This is a genomic window from Flavobacterium caseinilyticum (assembly GCF_004349085.1).
Lineage (GTDB): Bacteria > Bacteroidota > Bacteroidia > Flavobacteriales > Flavobacteriaceae > Flavobacterium > Flavobacterium caseinilyticum.
Genome location: NZ_SMFM01000002.1, coordinates 844436 through 862011, shown reverse-complemented (window position 1 = coordinate 862011; position 17576 = coordinate 844436). Strand labels below are relative to the sequence as shown.

The following is a 17576-nucleotide window of genomic DNA, read 5'->3' as shown; positions in this document are numbered from 1 at the left end:
GACAAACCTCTAGTGTATCTGTTGTCACGCCAGTGGCATCGCAGAGTAGCTACGTTTGGAAGGGATAAGCGCTGAAAGCATATAAGCGCGAAACCCACCACAAGATGAGATTTCTTTTAAGGGTCGTGGGAGATGACCACGTTGATAGGCTATAGATGTAAAGGCAGTAATGTCATAGTCGAGTAGTACTAATAACCCGTAAGCTTATGTACGCTTTTCCTGCCGAGCAATCGGCAGGAAGAAACTTTCTTTTATCCTGAATTTATTTCAGGAACTTTAATACTTTTTTCTTTATCTCAATATGTTAAGATATTATGTGATTGATGTTTGTAGAAGTATAAACAACATTACAGTAATTGCCCAAAGCAATTATAACCTCTTAAGGTGGTTATTGCGGCGGGGCTCACCTCTTCCCATCCCGAACAGAGTAGTTAAGCCCGCCTGCGCAGATGGTACTGCAGTTATGTGGGAGAGTATGTCGTCGCCTTTCTTTATCCTGAATTTATTTCAGGATCTATTTAATCCTCATCATTTATTTGATGGGGATTTTTTGTTATATACCATATGCTAGTTTGTGGCCGGTTTTTGGTATTAATCATGAGCAATCCGACATCTTTGGTGAAATATGTTGTTGTCACTAAATAAATTGTAAATACTTGAGGGTTAGTCCCAAAAGTTGTGGAGCAGTACAAATTAAGTATCAATAATAGTTTGTCTAAATAAGAAAAAAATCTATATTTCTGTCGCCTCTGAATTGAGATCTGAACGTTTTTATCAAGGTATTAAGTGATTCTGTGCAAGTATTTGTACTTCTTTTATCAAAATAGTTTAATAAGGTTTGGTAATTCTTTATAGAGGAGAATATTATTTTTTATCAACTTATAAAATTTACAGCTACAGATGTTAAGAGTAGATTAATATTATGTAGATGCTTATTTTTTGCAATGCCTTTTCAATCTAGATGTTGTATTTTTGTTTTAATTATAAAAGTATAATATGAAAAAAATTATTTTGTTTTTGACCTTCATCAGTTATTTAATGTCACAAGCGCAACAACGACCTAAATTAGTAGTAGGGATAGTAGTGGATCAAATGAAAATGGAATATTTATATCGTTTTTCAGATGATTTTTCGTCAAATGGATTTAAGAGATTGATGAAAAATGGGTACACTTTTCACAACATGCATTATAATTTTATGCCAACATATACTGCACCTGGTCATGCCAGTATTTATACTGGAACTACACCGTCTACTCATGGTATTGTAGGGAATGATTGGTTTAATAAAGCAACCGGAAAAGATATGTATTGTACCGATGATGCTTCTGTAAAAACAGTAGGTGACGGTACAGAAAAAGAAGGTGCAATGTCCCCTAAAAATTTATTAAGTACGACCATTACAGATGAATTACGTATGGCTACAAATTTTAAAGGTAAAGTTATAGGTATGAGTATTAAGGATCGTGGTGCAATTTTGCCAGCAGGTCATTTTGCCAACTGGGCTTTTTGGTACAGTAAAACTGGGTCTTTTATATCAAGTACTTTTTATGGTTCAGTATTACCTGATTGGGTAAACGAGTTTAATCAAGAAAAACGCTACATGAATTACATCAATAAAGGTTGGGATTTATTGAAACCGGTTGCTACTTATAATGAAAGTCTTGTAGATGACAATCCTTATGAAGGAAAATTAGATAAAGGTAATGCACCAGTTTTCCCGTATGATTTGAGTAAAATATATAAAGAAAAAGGAGCGGATGTTTTACGAACCACCCCTTTTGGGAATGATATATTGGCTGAGTTAGCCATGAAAGCTATAGAAAAAGAAGATTTAGGAAAAGATGATGTTACTGATTTTTTGACTGTTAGCTTTTCTTCCACTGATTATGTAGGACATACTTTTGGACCTCGTTCTATGGAGTTGCAGGATACTTACTTACGTTTAGATCAAACTTTGGCTACTTTTATAAACTATTTAGACAAAACAGTTGGAAAAGATAATTACTTGCTTTTTCTGACTGCTGATCATGCTGGTGCTGAAAATCCAAATTATCTTAAAGATAATAAATACAATGTGAAAAATATTCCTTCTAAAGATATTGTTGAGGCATTAAAAAAACATTCGAATGAAATCTTTGGTTCAGATTTGATATTGGATTATTCTAATTTCAATCTTTTTTTTAATAAAGAAATTATTAAGCAAAAAGGTTTAGAATTGGCGAAAGTGAAGCAAAGTTTTAAGGACTTTTTGATGACTCAAGAACAAGTTAAAAGAGTGTATACCGAAGAAGAAATCCTAGCATCTTCTGGGGAAGATTATTTTTTAAGTTTTATTGCTAAGGGTTATGATCCTAAACAAAATGGAGATATAGTAATCCTTGATAAAACAGGTTATCTGCAATATCAGTCAACAGGAACTACACATGGATCTCCTAATAGTTATGATACGCATGTTCCGTTACTTTTTTACGGATGGCATGTTCCTAAAGGAGAACTATATACTAAAAAATATATTACTCAAATAGCACCGACGCTCTCACAAATGTTGAAAATTCCATTTCCTAATGGAACAGAATCTGAATTGTTAGAAACACTTTTAGATAAGCAATAGAAAGTGGTCTTAATTGTTTTTTAACCAAAAAAAAAATCCCGTCTCATTAAAATTGAGACGGGATTTGTATTTTATACTGTTGCCAGTGCTGAAGGCAACATAATTTGATTTTTAAGAATATCTTCAAAGGTTTCATGTGCTCTGATTAAATGCCCTTCCCCGTTCATCCATAAAACTTCAGCGGGCTTGTATCTCGAGTTATAATTGGAAGCCATAGAGAAACAGTATGCTCCTGCATTTCTAAAAGATAAAATATCACCTTCTTTTATTTCTGCAATTTTTCTGTTATTAGCAAAAGTATCGGTTTCACAAATATATCCTACAACGGAGTAGAAACGTTCTTTCCCTTTTGGATGTGAAATGTTTTCGATATGATGTTGTGAACCGTAAAACATTGGTCTAATCAAATGATTAAAACCACTGTCTATTCCCGCAAAAACTGTTGAAGTAGTTTGTTTAACGACATTTACTTTAGCCAAAAAGAAACCTGCTTCACTTACTAAAAATTTTCCTGGTTCAAATATTAAGGTTAATTCTTTTCCGTATTCGGTACAAAAGGCATTGAATCTTTTTGATAGTTTTTTACCTAATTCTTCAATATCAGTTTCGATATCGTCTTTTTTATAAGGCACTTTAAATCCACTTCCGAAGTCTAGGAATTCAAGGTTTTTGAAGTTTCTGGCGGCATCAAATAATATTTCAGCAGCATATAAAAATACTTCGATATCCAAAATGTCGGAACCTGTGTGCATGTGAATACCCACAATGTTCATTTTTGTATTTTCAACAATACGAACCAAATGAGGTAATTGGTGTACAGAAATACCAAATTTACTATCAATATGACCAACAGATATATTAGCATTTCCACCTGCCATTACATGCGGATTTATTCGGATACATACAGGAACATTTGGATGTTTTGTTCCAAATTGCTCTAATATGGATAAATTATCAATATTAATTTGAACTCCCATTGCATTTACTTCCTCAATTTCTTCAAGAGAAACACCATTTGGAGTATAAAATATTTTTTCTGGTTCATACCCTGCATGCAGTCCTAATAATACTTCTTGAATGGAAACAGTATCTAATCCTGATCCCATTTCTTTCAATAACTGAAGTATAGCAACATTCGACAAAGCCTTCATTGCATAATTGATACGCAACTTTTCTACCTTTGAAAAAGCTTTAGTTAATCTACTGTATTGAGATTGTATTTTTTCGGCATCGTAAACGTATAATGGACTGCCAAATTGTTCTGCTAATTGTACTAAGTCTTTTGATTGCATGATTATTAATTTTGAGCAAATTTATTACTCTTTATTTAGTCCCACAAGCTAATGAATGAATTCTAACAAATTCTAACAAAAAGTTATAAATTAAACATTTATTTGAAATTTTATAAAAAAAATAACCCTTGACAAATTTTTTCAGCAAGGGTTGTAAAATGTTATTTAGAACTACAAGTTGGGTAAATCGCCATTTCCTTTGGTAGGTAAATTGGTATAACCCATTAAGTATTTATCGACTTCTCTGGCAGCTTCACGACCCTCAGATATTGCCCATACAATTAATGATTGTCCTCTTCGCATGTCACCCGCAGTAAAAATATGAGGAACATTCGTCTGATAATTAGTCGCTTTATAATTGCTTCTCATATCAATTTCTAATCCTAATTGATCGCTCAATGTTTTTTCAGGACCTGTAAATCCAAGTGCCAATAAAGCTAAATCACAAGGCCATATTTTTTCTGAACCTTCTTTTTCTATCAGTTCAGGTCTTTGTCCCGGTGTCATTTTCCAGGCTACTTCAACGGTTTTTAAACCTACAAGTTCTCCTTTATCATTAGAAATGAATTCTTTGGTGTTGATTAACCAGTTTCTATTACAACCTTCTTCATGTGAAGAGGAAGTTTTTAATTGCAATGGCCAAAATGGCCAAGGAGTAGTTTCACTTCTTCCAACTGGTGGTTTTGGTAAAATTTCAAAATTAGTAACCGATTTGGCTCCATGTCTGTTTGATGTTCCCACACAATCAGAACCGGTGTCTCCACCACCAATAACGATCACATCTTTACCGGTCGCCATTATTTGGTCAGAAACTACTTCGCCATATAGCGATTTAGTTTGTTGTGTCAAGAAAGTCATTGCTTGAACAACTCCCTTACTTTCTATTCCTTTGGTTGGTAAACTTCTTCGTTCGGTTGCGCCACCACATAATACGATAGAATCAAAAGCGTTCAATTCTTCAACACTATAGTTTACACCAACATTTACATTTGTTTTAAAAGTAATTCCTTCAGCTTCTAAAACAGCAACGCGTCTGTCGATAATCCCTTTTTCTAATTTGAAATTTGGAATTCCGTAACGTAATAATCCACCAATGGCATTGTCTCTTTCAAAAACAGTAACATAATGTCCAGCACGATTTAATTGTTGTGCAGCCGCTAAACCAGCAGGACCAGAACCTATTACAGCCACTGTTTTTCCTGTTCTAACTTCTGGTGGTTGTGGTTTTATCCAACCTTCAGCAAAACCTCTTTCGATAATATTTTTTTCAATATTTTCGATAGCTACTGGCTCGCTTATAATTCCTAACACACATGATTTTTCACATGGAGCCGGACATAAACGACCTGTGAATTCTGGAAAGTTATTGGTTGATTGTAGTATTTCCAAGGCACTTTCCCATTCTTCCTGATGCACCATGTCATTAAAATCGGGTATTAAATTCCCTAATGGGCAGGCACTGTGGCAAAATGGAATCCCACAATCCATACATCTGGATCCTTGTTCTTTGATTTTATCTTTAGGTAATGTAATTGTGAATTCATTGTAATTTGAAACACGTTCTTCAACAACTATATTACTTTCGTCAGTTCTATTATATTCTTTAAATCCTCCTATCTTTCCCATAACTATAGTGCTAGTAGTTCTTCAATTTGTTTTTCTTCAGCTAATCTTTGCAATGCTTTTTTGTAATCTGTTGGCATTACTTTGATAAAATGGCCGCGTTGGTTTTCCCAATCTTCTAAAATCCTTTTTGCCAAAGGGCTGTTGGTGTACATAGAATGATTTTTTATCAAACGTCTCAGTTTTGTAAAATCTTCTTCTTCCAATGTTTCAAAAGCAACCATTTCCATATTACATAAGGTAGCGTCGAATTTTTTATTTGAATCAAAAACATACGCAATACCACCGCTCATTCCAGCTGCGAAATTCCTTCCTGTTTTTCCTAAAACTACGACGGTTCCTCCAGTCATATATTCGCAACCATGATCTCCAATTCCTTCCACAACTGCTGTTGCTCCAGAATTTCTCACACAAAAACGTTCTCCGGCCATACCATTTATATACGCTTCACCAGTGATTGCTCCATAAAGTGCCACGTTACCAATAATGATATTTTCTTCTGGTTTGAAAGTAGCAGTAGGAGGGACTTTGATGATCAGTTTACCTCCGGAAAGTCCTTTTCCTAGATAATCATTACAGTTTCCGTGAATTTTAAATGATAAACCATTGGTTGCAAAAGCACCAAAACTTTGTCCTGCTGATCCTGTAAAATCGACTAATATAGTATCTTCGGGTAAACCTTGCGCACCATATATTTTTGAAATTTCATTACTCAATATAGCGCCAACGGAACGGTCTGTGTTTTTGATATCAAAAGTAACTCTTGTTTTTTCTTTTCTATAAATAGAAGGAATAGCCGCTTTTATAATTTCAAAATCAAGTACATGTTCTAAGGCATGGTCTTGTGTAGTCGTATTGTGATTTGGAACTTCTTTAGCTTTTTCTGGTTTATATAAGATTGTAGATAAATCTAATCCACTTGCTTTATAATGTTTAATGGCTTTATTGACATTCAATTTTTGAGATTGTCCCACCATTTCTTTCAATGTTCTAAAACCTAATTGTGCCATGATTTCTCTCAACTCTTCAGCAATAAAATACATGAAGTTGATGATGTGTTCCGGCGTTCCTTTGAAATTTTTTCTCAATTCAGGATCTTGCGTTGCAATACCTACTGGACACGTATTCAAGTGACATGCTCTCATCATGATACAACCAGATGCTACTAAAGGAGCGGTTGCAAAACCAAATTCCTCAGCTCCAAGCAATGCAGCAATAGCTACATCACGACCAGTTTTTAATTGTCCATCACATTCTAAAACTACGCGACTTCTTAAATCATTTAAGATTAATGTTTGTTGTGCTTCGGCAAGTCCAAGTTCCCATGGAATACCGGTGTGTTGCAGTGAAGTTAAAGGTGCAGCTCCAGTTCCTCCGTCATATCCAGAAATCAAAATCACGTCGGCTTTTGCTTTAGCAACACCGGCAGCAATTGTTCCAACACCCACTTCAGAAACTAATTTTACATTAATTCTAGCTTCACGATTTGCATTTTTTAAATCAAAAATTAACTGTGATAAATCCTCAATAGAATAAATATCGTGGTGCGGAGGAGGTGAAATTAATCCAACATAAGGAGTTGAATTTCTAACTTCAGCAATCCAAGGCACTACTTTTTCACCAGGTAATTGACCACCTTCTCCTGGTTTTGCACCTTGAGCCATTTTTATTTGTATCTCTTTGGCGTTTGTCAAATAGTTGATAGAAACCCCAAATCTTCCAGAAGCTACTTGTTTGATAGCACTGTTTCTGGAATCTCCATTTAAGTCTTTTTGGAAACGTTTTGGATCTTCTCCACCTTCTCCAGAATTACTTTTCCCTCCAATTCTATTCATGGCAATCGCAAGATTTTCATGAGCTTCTTGGCTGATAGATCCATAAGACATGGCTCCAGTTTTGAATTTCTTCACAATTTCTGTCCAAGGTTCCACTTCGTCAATTGAAATGGGGTCTAAGTTATTGAATTCAAATAAACCTCTGATGGTCATTAGGTTTTCACTTTGATCATTGACCATTTTAGCATATTCCTTATAACTTTCAGGGCTATTTAGACGTACTGCTTGTTGTAATTTTGAAATCGTTGTTGGGTTAAACATGTGTTTTTCCCCATTTCTTCTCCATCGGTAAATTCCTCCAATTTCTAAAGGCAGTAAATTGCTGACTTTTGAATTTGGAAATGCTTTTTGGTATCGTTTCTTGATTTCTTTTTCGACTTCCATCAGACCAATTCCTTCAATTCGGGAAGGAGTGTAAGGGAAATATTTAGAAGTGAATGTTTTATTTAATCCTAAAATTTCAAAAATTTGTGCCGCTCGGTATGAATGTAAGGTCGAGATACCAATTTTATTCATGATTTTCAGAATCCCTTTTGCAATAGCTTTATTGTAATTTTTGATGGCATAATCCGCTTTTACACCAGTGATAAAACCTTCGTTTACTTGGTTGTGAATTATTTCATTCACCATGTAAGGATTGATTGCGCTGGCTCCGTAACCAAATAATAAGGCAAAATGATGTGGTTCTCGAGGTTCTGCGGATTCAATTATGATTCCAAATTTAGAACGAACTTTTAGAATGTTAAGCGAATGATGAATGTAAGAACACGCCAGTAACATTGGTATTGGAGCCATTTTTTCACTCACACCTCTGTCAGAAATAATTACAATATTGCAACCTTCAGTAACTGCTTTGAAAGTAGCTTGTACGGCTCTTTCCAAAGCGCGTTCTAATCCGTTTACTCCTTTTTCTATATCATATAATGTAGAAATAGTGACTGATTTGAAATCAGCATGATCAATGTTTCTTATTTTATCTAAATCCTCGTTTGAAATTACTGGATTTTGAATTTTTAGTTTTTTACAGTGCTTTGGAACAATGTCAAAAATATTATAATCTCCACCAATCGCTAAACTGATATCCGTGATGATTTCTTCACGAATACCATCCAATGGTGGATTGGTAACCTGAGCAAACAACTGCTTGAAATAGTTATATAAAAGCTGTGGTTGATCTGACAAAACCGCTAAGGGAGTGTCATTTCCCATAGAGCTTAATGCTTCTGCACCTTGAGCTCCCATCGGGTTTATGATTGTTTTTAAATCCTCTAAAGTGTATCCAAAGAGTCTTTGTCTTGTTTCAAAATCTATGTTTTCAACAGGAATTGGATTGTCAGTATATGGTATTTGAGCCAATTGTACTAAATTTTCATCCAACCATTGTTGGTAAGGACGTTTGGTAACAATAGCATTTTTGATTTCGTCATCTTCAATAATTCGCCCTTCGTTCATATCTACAAGGAACATTTTTCCGGGTTCTAAACGACCCTGTTGTATCACATCTTCTGGTTTGATGTCGAGAACACCAATTTCTGAAGACATAATTACGAAACCACTTTTAGTCAATGTATAACGGGAAGGTCGCAATCCATTTCTATCCAATAAAGCACCAATAACGTTTCCGTCAGTAAAAGGAATAGAAGCTGGACCATCCCAAGGCTCCATGATACAAGCGTTATATTCGTAAAATGCTTTTTTGTCGGCTGACATCGTTTGGTGTTTTTCCCAAGCTTCAGGAACGACCATCATCATAGCTTCCGGCAAAGAACGACCGGTCATCAACAACAGTTCAATTACCATATCCATCGAAGCGGAATCTGATTTTCCTTCTAAAATAATAGGGAATAATTTTTTGATATCATCACCAAAAACGTCACTTTTCATCAGTTCTTCACGAGCACGCATACGGCTAATATTACCACGAAGTGTATTGATTTCACCATTGTGACACATATAACGGAAAGGCTGTGCTAATTCCCAAGATGGGAATGTATTGGTAGAAAATCGTTGGTGAACCAAAGCTAATCGAGTTACTAAGTCGTCATCTAATAAATCCGTATAATACCTGCTGATGTCTTCCGGCATCAACAAACCTTTATATATTATAGTCGTAGTCGAGAAACTGGAAAAGTAAAACATGTGACTTTCTGAAATTCTTGAATTTCGAATCGCATGCTCTGCTATTTTTCTCGCTGCAAATAATTTAGCGTTAAATTGCTGTTCCGTAAGATCTAAGCCATTTTTACCTACGAATACTTGTTTAACTGTTGGTTCTTTCTCGCCAGCAATTCGTCCTAAATTTGTTGCGTCAACCGGAACATCTCTCCATCCTAATATTTCTAGATTTTGATCGCGTACCGAAGTTTCAAAAGTAGTTTTACAAAAAACAACTTGATTTTTACTTTTTGGCATAAAAACCATTCCTACTGCATACTCCTTAGTTTCCGGGATATTAAATTCACAAACTTTTTTAAAAAAATCATGAGGGATATCAAATAAAATTCCTGCTCCATCTCCAGTTCTGCCATCTGAACTCACAGCACCCCGGTGTTCTAATTTGATCAGAATATCCAGTGCTTTGTGTATAATATCATTTGACTTAATTCCATTTAAATTACAAATGAATCCTGCTCCGCAATTGTCGTGTTCAAATTCGGGCAAATAAAGGCCTTGTTCTTTAACTTTCATGCTTAAATTTTTTTCTACAAAATTAAAGATTTGTTGACAATAAATTAAGTAAAGCGGGATAATGGTTCTATTTTTATAAAAATATCACAAAAACGTTATATAATTAATAACATTAAGATTTTAATTGCGCTGATTTGACAAATTGATAATATTCAATATCTGAAAATCCTAAAAACGAAAATAATTCCTTAAAAATAATCCTTTGACGAAAAAATAATCAATCGTTGTAGTGACTTTTGGTTGGTAGAATTTGCATATCTATGTTGAATAAATAATCGAAAAGGCCAACTTTTATTTCGTATAATCCTTATCCTAATTTTTTCGTAGTTTTTAACTGAAAAAGATTTCTCTATTAAATTGAATTTTGCTATTTTTGTGCCACTTTTATTCTGGAATAAATTCAGAAACCAGACAAATTCTATCTTATGAACATACACGAATATCAAGGAAAAGAGATTTTAGCTAGCTACGGAGTACGTATTCAACGCGGAATCGTTGCTAATAGCCCTGTAGAAGCGGTTGCTGCTGCAAAACAATTAACTGCCGAAACTGGTACAAGTTGGTATGTTGTAAAAGCCCAAGTTCATGCAGGTGGACGTGGAAAAGGTGGTGGAGTGAAACTTGCCAAAAATATCCAACAAGTAGAAGAAATTGCATCACAAATAATTGGAATGCAATTGATTACACCTCAAACTTCTGCTGAAGGTAAAAAAGTACACAAAGTTTTAATCGCTGAAGATGTTTATTATCCTGGCGAAAGTGAAACTTCTGAGTTTTATGTTTCTGTTTTATTAAATAGAGCTACAGGTCGTAACATGATTATGTATTCTACTGAGGGTGGAATGGATATTGAAGAAGTTGCAGAACATACTCCTCATTTAATTTTTACTGAAGAAGTTGATCCTTCTGTAGGATTACAAGGTTTTCAAGCAAGAAGAATTGCATTTAACTTAGGTCTTTCTGGAAATGCTTTCAAAGAAATGGTGAAATTCATCGATTCTTTATACAACGCTTACATAGGATCTGATGCTTCGATGTTTGAAATCAACCCGGTTTTAAAAACATCTGACAATAAAATTATGGCTGTAGACGCTAAAGTAAATATCGATGATAATGCTTTATACAGACAAAAGAAATATGCTGATATGCGTGACATTCGTGAGGAAAACCCAATCGAAGTCGAAGCAAAAGAAGTTGGTTTAAACTATGTAGATCTTGACGGTACAGTAGGATGTATGGTGAACGGAGCTGGTTTAGCAATGGCAACTATGGATTTAATCAAGTATGCTGGTTTTGAGCCTGCTAACTTCCTAGATGTAGGTGGAACTGCTGATGCAAAACGTGTTGAAACTGCTTTCCGTATTATCTTAAAAGATCCAAACGTAAAAGCAATTTTAATTAATATTTTTGGTGGAATCGTTCGTTGTGACCGTGTGGCGCAAGGAGTTGTTGATGCTTACAAAAATATGGGTGATGCAATTAACGTACCTATCATTGTTCGTTTACAAGGTACAAATGCAGCTATCGCAAAAGAATTAATTGATAATTCAGGAATGCCAATTTTATCTGCGGTTGAATTTCAAGAAGCAGCGGATCAAGTAACGGCAGCACTTTCTTAATTAGAAAAAATGTTACATATTGAAAATCCTGTTTGCCACGGCGAACAGGATTTTTTTTTGGACGACCACAAGTTTTAAAGAGAACAAATCATAATATTAATTGAAAGTGTAAAGTTTTCTGGGTTACAACAATTATCTTTGTTTTTAACTTTTTTTAGTTATTATGAAGCTCCAGATACAAAATAATTTTACTACCGAATTGCCTGCTGATCCCAATCAAATCAATGTTCCAAGACAGGTTCATCAAGCTTGTTATTCGTACGCATTACCCAAAAAACCATCCAATCCATCACTGATTCATGCTTCAATTGACGTAGCAAATGCTATTGGTCTTTCTCAAGAAGATATACTTTCAACTGATTTTTTAAATACTTTTTCAGGAAGCACAGTTTATCCAGGAACCAAACCATATGCTATGCCTTATGCGGGACATCAATTTGGGAATTGGGCCGGACAGTTAGGAGACGGTCGCGCCATTAATCTTACTGAAGTTGTTCATGATAATAAAACCTACACTTTGCAACTGAAAGGAGCAGGGCCTACACCTTATTCCAGAACAGCTGATGGGTTTGCGGTTTTACGTTCGTCTATACGAGAGCATTTGTGTGCCGAAGCAATGCATTATTTGGGTGTTCCTACAACAAGGTCGCTTTCGCTGATACTTTCTGGCGATCAGGTATTGCGTGATGTTTTGTATAATGGAAATCCTGCCTATGAAAAAGGCGCCATTGTTTGCAGAGTAGCTCCGTCATTTATCCGTTTTGGTAGCTTTGAACTATTTGCTTCCCGAGAAGACCATGTTAATCTCAAATTATTAGCGGATTTTACCATAAAACATCATTTCCCTCATATTCAAGAAGAAGGTGTCGAAAAATATGTGGCCTTTTTTCAAGAAGTAGCCCAAACTACTCTCAAGATGATTGTGCACTGGCAACGCGTGGGTTTTGTCCATGGAGTTATGAACACTGATAATATGTCCATTCACGGCATTACGATTGATTATGGACCTTACGGCTGGTTAGAAGATTACAATTCCGGCTGGACACCCAATACAACGGATAGCCAGCATAAAAGATACCGTTTTGGCAATCAACCTGAAATTGCGCTCTGGAATCTGTATCAATTGGCGAATGCGTTGTATCCCTTAATTCAGGAAGCGAAACCGCTGGAAACTATTTTAGACGCTTTTAGTGCGGATTATGAAAAAGCGTATTTGGAAATGATGCAAAATAAGCTCGGGTTACAAATCAAAAAAGAACAAGATATTATTTTGATTCAAAGTTTGACTCAATTGCTTGAAAAGGTGGAAACGGACATGACTATTTTCTTTAGAAACCTAAGTAATGTAACCAAAGCTGATGCTGCAACAACGGCTTTCAATTCCATAAAAGAGGCTTTTTACAATGAAAAGGATTTAGAGGAAATGATCGTGAAAGATTGGCATGATTGGCTGGAGAAGTACAGCATTCGAATCAATCAAGAAACACTTTCTGATTCCGAACGAAAAAACCAAATGAACACCGTAAATCCAAAATATGTATTGCGAAATTACATGTCGCAATTGTGTATTGATGACGCAGATAAAGGAGATTATTCTTTGCTAAACGAGTTATTTGAAATGCTTAAAAATCCATATGACGAGCAACCGAATTTTCAAAAGTGGTTTGCCAAAAGACCCAATTGGGCCAGAGATAAAGTAGGATGTTCTATGTTAAGCTGTAGTTCTTAAAATGGGATTTGAAAAATATTAAATTACATTAAACAGAAAACCTATTTTATGCCAATTGCTTCATGACCTCTTAACATAATCTTATTTTTATTATCTAAATTTTCTTTAGTTTTACCCAAGATGTTGATAATGTCAAATTTTGTATCACTTTTTCTTAAATTGTAAAATGCTTCAGTATTAGTGACTTCAACTTCTAAAATATAGTTTCGGTCTAATTTGAAAGTATCAATATTGTCTTTTATTAATGCTCCATTTACCATATAAATGATATCGTTACTTTTGATTTTGGTGAATTCAGATTTAATTTGTTCCAAACCTATAAAATCATATTTATTAGGGTTTTTGGAAGTAATGAAAAGCTGACCACGAAACAAAACTGCATTTATTATGGTATCCTTTTTGACAACATTCACAGATTCAATTTCATTTTGGTTGATATATTCAATTGCATTTCTTGCAATTAAGTTAGAATCAATAAACACCGCAGGTTCTTCAGTTTTATTGTTTTGTCCAAAAAATATTGTTGTAAAAAGTAATGTGTAAAAGGAGAGGAGGCATTTCATATTTGAAGGATAAATTTATTTATATAAACTAAATATACAAAAAAATCCTGAACTCTCATTCAGGATTTTGATATCGTATTAGTTTACAATTTCTTGAATCACATCCGATTCATATATTTTGAAACCTTTATTATTTGCTTCTGCAATTTTCAAAAGTGCTTTAGCTACTGTTTTGCCTTCAATAGGTTTGTATTTTTTTAAATTTCCAAGGAATAAAAAGGAAAGTGTTTTCATGAAAAACGCACCCACTTTTTCTCCTAATCTAAATTCAGTTCGGTTTCCCAAAAGAAGGGAAGGTTGCAATACAGCAACGCTTTCAAAATTACAATCCTTTAGGAAATCTTGAATTTCACCTTTAGTTTTCAAATAGAAATTTCCGGAATTTGCATCAGCACTGAGAGAAGAGATTATCAAAAATTGTTTGACTTTGTTTTGCAGTGCAAAAGCAGCAAACTGCCGTGGATATTCAAAATCTACTTTTCTAAACGCTTTTTTACTTCCCGCTTTTTTGATTGTTGTGCCAATCGTGCAAAAGAAATCATCCCCTACGACTAATTCTTTATAGGTTTCGGGCTTGTCAAAATCGATGATGTGTTGTGTCAATTTCGCGTGCTTTATTCCTGTATCTCTTTTTACGAAAGTAACTACTTTGGCGTAATGTGTGTTTTCCAATAGTAAATTCAATAATTCTGAACCTATTAAACCGGTGCTACCAATAATCAATGCCGTTTTCACAGTTATGATTTTTTATTTTTACCAAAATTAAATTTTACTTTCTCTACCACTTGAATTTTGTTGTTTCCTTTTGGAAATTCCTTCTTGGAAATCCTTTTCGCAGCAGGTTTCGATTTTGAAGGACTTTCATCACCTCTTGATCGTTCTTCGTCTCTTGGCTTTGCTTTAAATTCTGCTCTATCAGAAGCTCCTTCTTTTACGGGAATTTGAGCTTTGTGTTTCGCTAAAACATCATTTGGATTTTTTGGATTTTCTTTCGTTCCACGCAAGTGAATTACCAATGCATTTAGGAAATTACGCAACACTTGGTCACCACATTCCATATAATTTTCATGTTTTTCATCACGGAAAAAAGCACCTAATTCTGATTTAGTGATTCTAAAATCTACTAATTCTAATATTTCAACTATTTGATCGTCACGTAGCATTAAAGCTACGCGAAGTTTTTTAAAGATATCGTTATTTGTCATCATATTCTAATTTTTTACAAAGGTACGGTTTAAAAGCAATTGGACCACAAATTTAGATTCAGAATTGGTTCACTTTCAATTGACTTTAAATTAAAGTTACGCCGGTTCCGTTTAATTCAGAATAGCTTATTTTTCCAAAATCTATGGTTACGCCAGTTGCAATATCTTCATCCAAAAGCAATGCGCCGTCCATATCTACATAATCCAGTTGTGGCAATAAATGCGCTATCGCAGATATTCCAACCGTCGATTCGGTCATGCAGCCCACCATCGTTTTCAATCCTAATTTTTTGGCTTTCTGAATCATTCGTCTTCCGGGAGTGAGTCCGCCACATTTTACTAATTTGACATTTACACCATGAAAATGATTATGGCATTTAGCCACATCTTCCTCAATAATACAGCTTTCGTCAGCAATAATTGGTAAAACAGAATATTTGAAAACTTCTTTGTGTTCTTCCCAATTGTCGGCTTTCATCGGTTGTTCTAAGAATTCCACTCCCAGTTTTTTAAGTGCAACAGCATTTTTTATGGTTTCTTCCACGCCCCAACCACAATTGGCGTCAATTCTAAAAATGGCGTCAGTGTGTTTTCGAAGTTCAGTTACAATGGCAATATCTTCATTGGTTCCCAATTTTATTTTATAAATCGGCCAAGGCAGTTCCTTCATTTTAGCTACCATTTTTTCGATTGATGCAATTCCAATCGTGTAATCTGTCAATGGATTTTTGTCAATCGTGTAATTCCACAATTCGTATAATTTCTTTCCTTTTTTGCGAGCATACCAATCATTATATGCCATATCCAAACCGCATAGAGCAAACATATCGTGTTTTAAATACGGATGAATCTTTGACCAGAATTCTTCAGGCGTTTCATCTGTAGTATTTTCAATAATGGTGCGAATTTTTTCTAAATCGTGCATTATCACCGGAACTGTTGTCAGGTAATACGGATTTGAAGTTGCTTCACCAAAACCGGAAAAACCGTCATCCTGCAATTCCACAATCAAAGAAGGTTGAAAGTCCGTTGATTTTCTGGAAATTGTGAATGTATGTTTTAATTTGAGGTTGTATTCTCGAAGGATTAGTTTCATTGAGGTTTAATTTTAATGTTTTAAAATTTTGATAGTACAAAATTTAATACCCGAGCCATGAAACAGCTTTTACAAAACCATCACGCCACAATTTTTCATTGTGTTGTCCGTCTTTTACAATTTTCTTTTCGTTCAAATGCAAGCAGGAACATCTTTTTGAGTTGATTAAGTGCTCCATTTTATTAAGGTCAGTAACCATCGAATCATCGTTGCCTTCTTTATCTCCACAAAGAAAATAGTATTTAGTTTTTTGTCTTTTGTTTTTTTCTGCTAATGCAAAAATTTCCTTACGATTAATCCAAAAAGCCGGCGAAAAAACACCTGCTTTACCAAACACTTCCGGGTATTTTAAAGTAGCATAAAAGGAAGTCAAACCTCCCAAAGAACTGCCCATTATAATTGTATTTTTTTTCCTCGTTTTCGTTCTGTATGTTTTATCAATTTCAGGTTTTAATGTATTGACAATGAATTCTAAATAACTGTTTGCTTGTCCTCCACCATATTTCTCGTTTTTAAAAGGCGTCAATTCATCGATTCGTTTCTCATTTCCATGTTCGATTCCTACAACAATAACTTGCGCTTTTAGGCTGTCCAGTTTTTCATCGATATTCCATTCACCCGAATACGAAGTAGTAGCATCAAACAAATTTTGAGCATCATGCATATAAATTACGGAGAATTTCTTTTTTGACTTTGCATAATTTTCAGGTAAATACATCCAAATTTTCTTTGAAGTTTGAAGCTGTGGCGCTTCGATAATAAATGTAGAAACTTGTTGGGAAGCAGAGCTTTGCTGCGCTATGATGTTTGTAAATGACAAAGAAAAAAGGGAGCACAACGTAAGAATTCGAATCATTGATTGGTGATTTAATTTAAAAACAATATTTTAGCTAAAAATAATAATTTGATGAACACATTCGAAGAAAAAAGGAGCTTACTTTTAGAGATGATTGCTTTTTCTACAGTTGACGGGCATTTACATAAAAGAGAATACCAATTTTTGGCAATAGTAGCCCAAGAGCTAAGCATAGAAACGGATGTATTCAAGGATTTATTTCATCTGGAATTGCCATTGCTGCCTATTAAAACCGAGTTTCAGCGCATTCAGCAGTTTTACCGATTGGCTTTGTTGATGTATTGTGATGGAATTTTACATAAAAATGAATCAAACGGTATTCAGCAAATCGCAATCGACATGGGACTCAACCCGAGAGCAACCAATCGCGTGCTCAAGTTGATGATGGAAGCGCCAAATGCAATTATTGATAGCGAAATTTTACTGAATGTTTTTCAGGAACAAAAAAATTAGTCAT

Annotated in this window: 13 protein-coding genes and 2 rRNA genes; 6 read left to right on the top strand and 9 right to left on the bottom strand. The window is 34.7% G+C overall.

The genetic code is table 11. From position 1 onward, the window contains the following. A 23S ribosomal RNA gene (locus E0F89_RS08445) occupies positions 1-212 on the top strand; the annotation flags it as partial. Between the two features lie 168 nt (positions 213-380). Continuing rightward, positions 381-490 (top strand): 5S ribosomal RNA (gene rrf, locus E0F89_RS08440). 225 nt (positions 491-715) lie between these two features. On the opposite strand, the gene E0F89_RS08435 is transcribed toward rrf, so the two are convergent. Further along, complete coding sequence (locus E0F89_RS08435) at positions 716-853, bottom strand: transposase (RefSeq protein WP_243699502.1); 138 nt, start codon at positions 851-853, stop codon at positions 716-718. 143 nt (positions 854-996) lie between these two features. On the opposite strand from E0F89_RS08435, the gene pafA reads away from it, so the two are divergent. Continuing rightward, the gene (pafA, locus tag E0F89_RS08430) at positions 997-2613 is read left to right on the top strand and encodes an alkaline phosphatase PafA (protein WP_131909345.1); all 1617 of its coding nucleotides are present in this window, start codon (positions 997-999) and stop codon (positions 2611-2613) included. 71 nt (positions 2614-2684) lie between these two features. On the opposite strand, the gene lysA is transcribed toward pafA, so the two are convergent. The 3 genes from lysA to gltB form a co-directional block, all read right to left on the bottom strand. Beyond that, positions 2685-3905, bottom strand: coding sequence for a diaminopimelate decarboxylase (lysA, locus tag E0F89_RS08425; protein WP_131909344.1), 1221 nt, complete (start codon positions 3903-3905; stop codon positions 2685-2687). Positions 3906-4076: 171 nt separating this feature from the next. After that, entirely contained in the window at positions 4077-5531 is a 1455-nt protein-coding gene (locus E0F89_RS08420; RefSeq protein ID WP_131909343.1) for a glutamate synthase subunit beta, read from the bottom strand. Between the two features lie 2 nt (positions 5532-5533). Continuing rightward, positions 5534-10051 (bottom strand): glutamate synthase large subunit, encoded by a 4518-nt coding sequence (gene gltB / locus E0F89_RS08415; protein ID WP_131909342.1) that lies wholly within the window; start codon positions 10049-10051, stop codon positions 5534-5536. Positions 10052-10476: 425 nt separating this feature from the next. Here gltB and sucC point away from each other — a divergent pair, with 425 nt between their 5' ends. Together sucC and E0F89_RS08405 are read left to right on the top strand one after the other, a co-directional pair. Next, the gene (sucC, locus tag E0F89_RS08410; protein WP_131909341.1) at positions 10477-11670 is read left to right on the top strand and encodes an ADP-forming succinate--CoA ligase subunit beta; all 1194 of its coding nucleotides are present in this window, start codon (positions 10477-10479) and stop codon (positions 11668-11670) included. A gap of 160 nt (positions 11671-11830) precedes the next feature. After that, complete coding sequence (locus E0F89_RS08405) at positions 11831-13399, top strand: protein adenylyltransferase SelO (RefSeq protein WP_207915808.1); 1569 nt, start codon at positions 11831-11833, stop codon at positions 13397-13399. 41 nt (positions 13400-13440) lie between these two features. Here the strand turns inward: E0F89_RS08405 and E0F89_RS08400 are convergent, their stop codons facing one another. The 5 genes from E0F89_RS08400 to E0F89_RS08380 all read right to left on the bottom strand — a co-directional run bounded on the left by E0F89_RS08400 (position 13441) and on the right by E0F89_RS08380 (position 17119). Further along, positions 13441-13962, bottom strand: a complete 522-nt coding sequence (locus tag E0F89_RS08400) for a hypothetical protein (protein ID WP_131909339.1) — start codon at positions 13960-13962, stop codon at positions 13441-13443. Between the two features lie 78 nt (positions 13963-14040). After that, a complete protein-coding gene (locus E0F89_RS08395; RefSeq protein ID WP_131909338.1) occupies positions 14041-14697 on the bottom strand; it encodes an NAD(P)H-binding protein in 657 nt (218 codons plus the stop codon). 2 nt (positions 14698-14699) lie between these two features. Then, positions 14700-15167 carry a DUF1456 family protein gene (locus tag E0F89_RS08390; RefSeq protein ID WP_131909373.1) on the bottom strand — a complete coding sequence of 156 codons (468 nt, stop codon included), beginning with the start codon at positions 15165-15167 and terminating at the stop codon, positions 14700-14702. Positions 15168-15252: 85 nt separating this feature from the next. Then, complete coding sequence (locus E0F89_RS08385; protein WP_131909337.1) at positions 15253-16263, bottom strand: dipeptide epimerase; 1011 nt, start codon at positions 16261-16263, stop codon at positions 15253-15255. Positions 16264-16306: 43 nt separating this feature from the next. Then, entirely contained in the window at positions 16307-17119 is an 813-nt protein-coding gene (locus E0F89_RS08380; RefSeq protein ID WP_131909336.1) for an alpha/beta hydrolase, read from the bottom strand. A 51-nt stretch (positions 17120-17170) separates the two neighbouring features. Between E0F89_RS08380 and E0F89_RS08375 the strand changes: the two genes are divergently transcribed. Further along, on the top strand, positions 17171-17572 hold the full coding sequence (locus E0F89_RS08375) for an excinuclease ABC subunit B (protein WP_131909335.1): 402 nt from the start codon (positions 17171-17173) through the stop codon (positions 17570-17572). Positions 17573-17576: the final 4 nt, after the last annotated feature.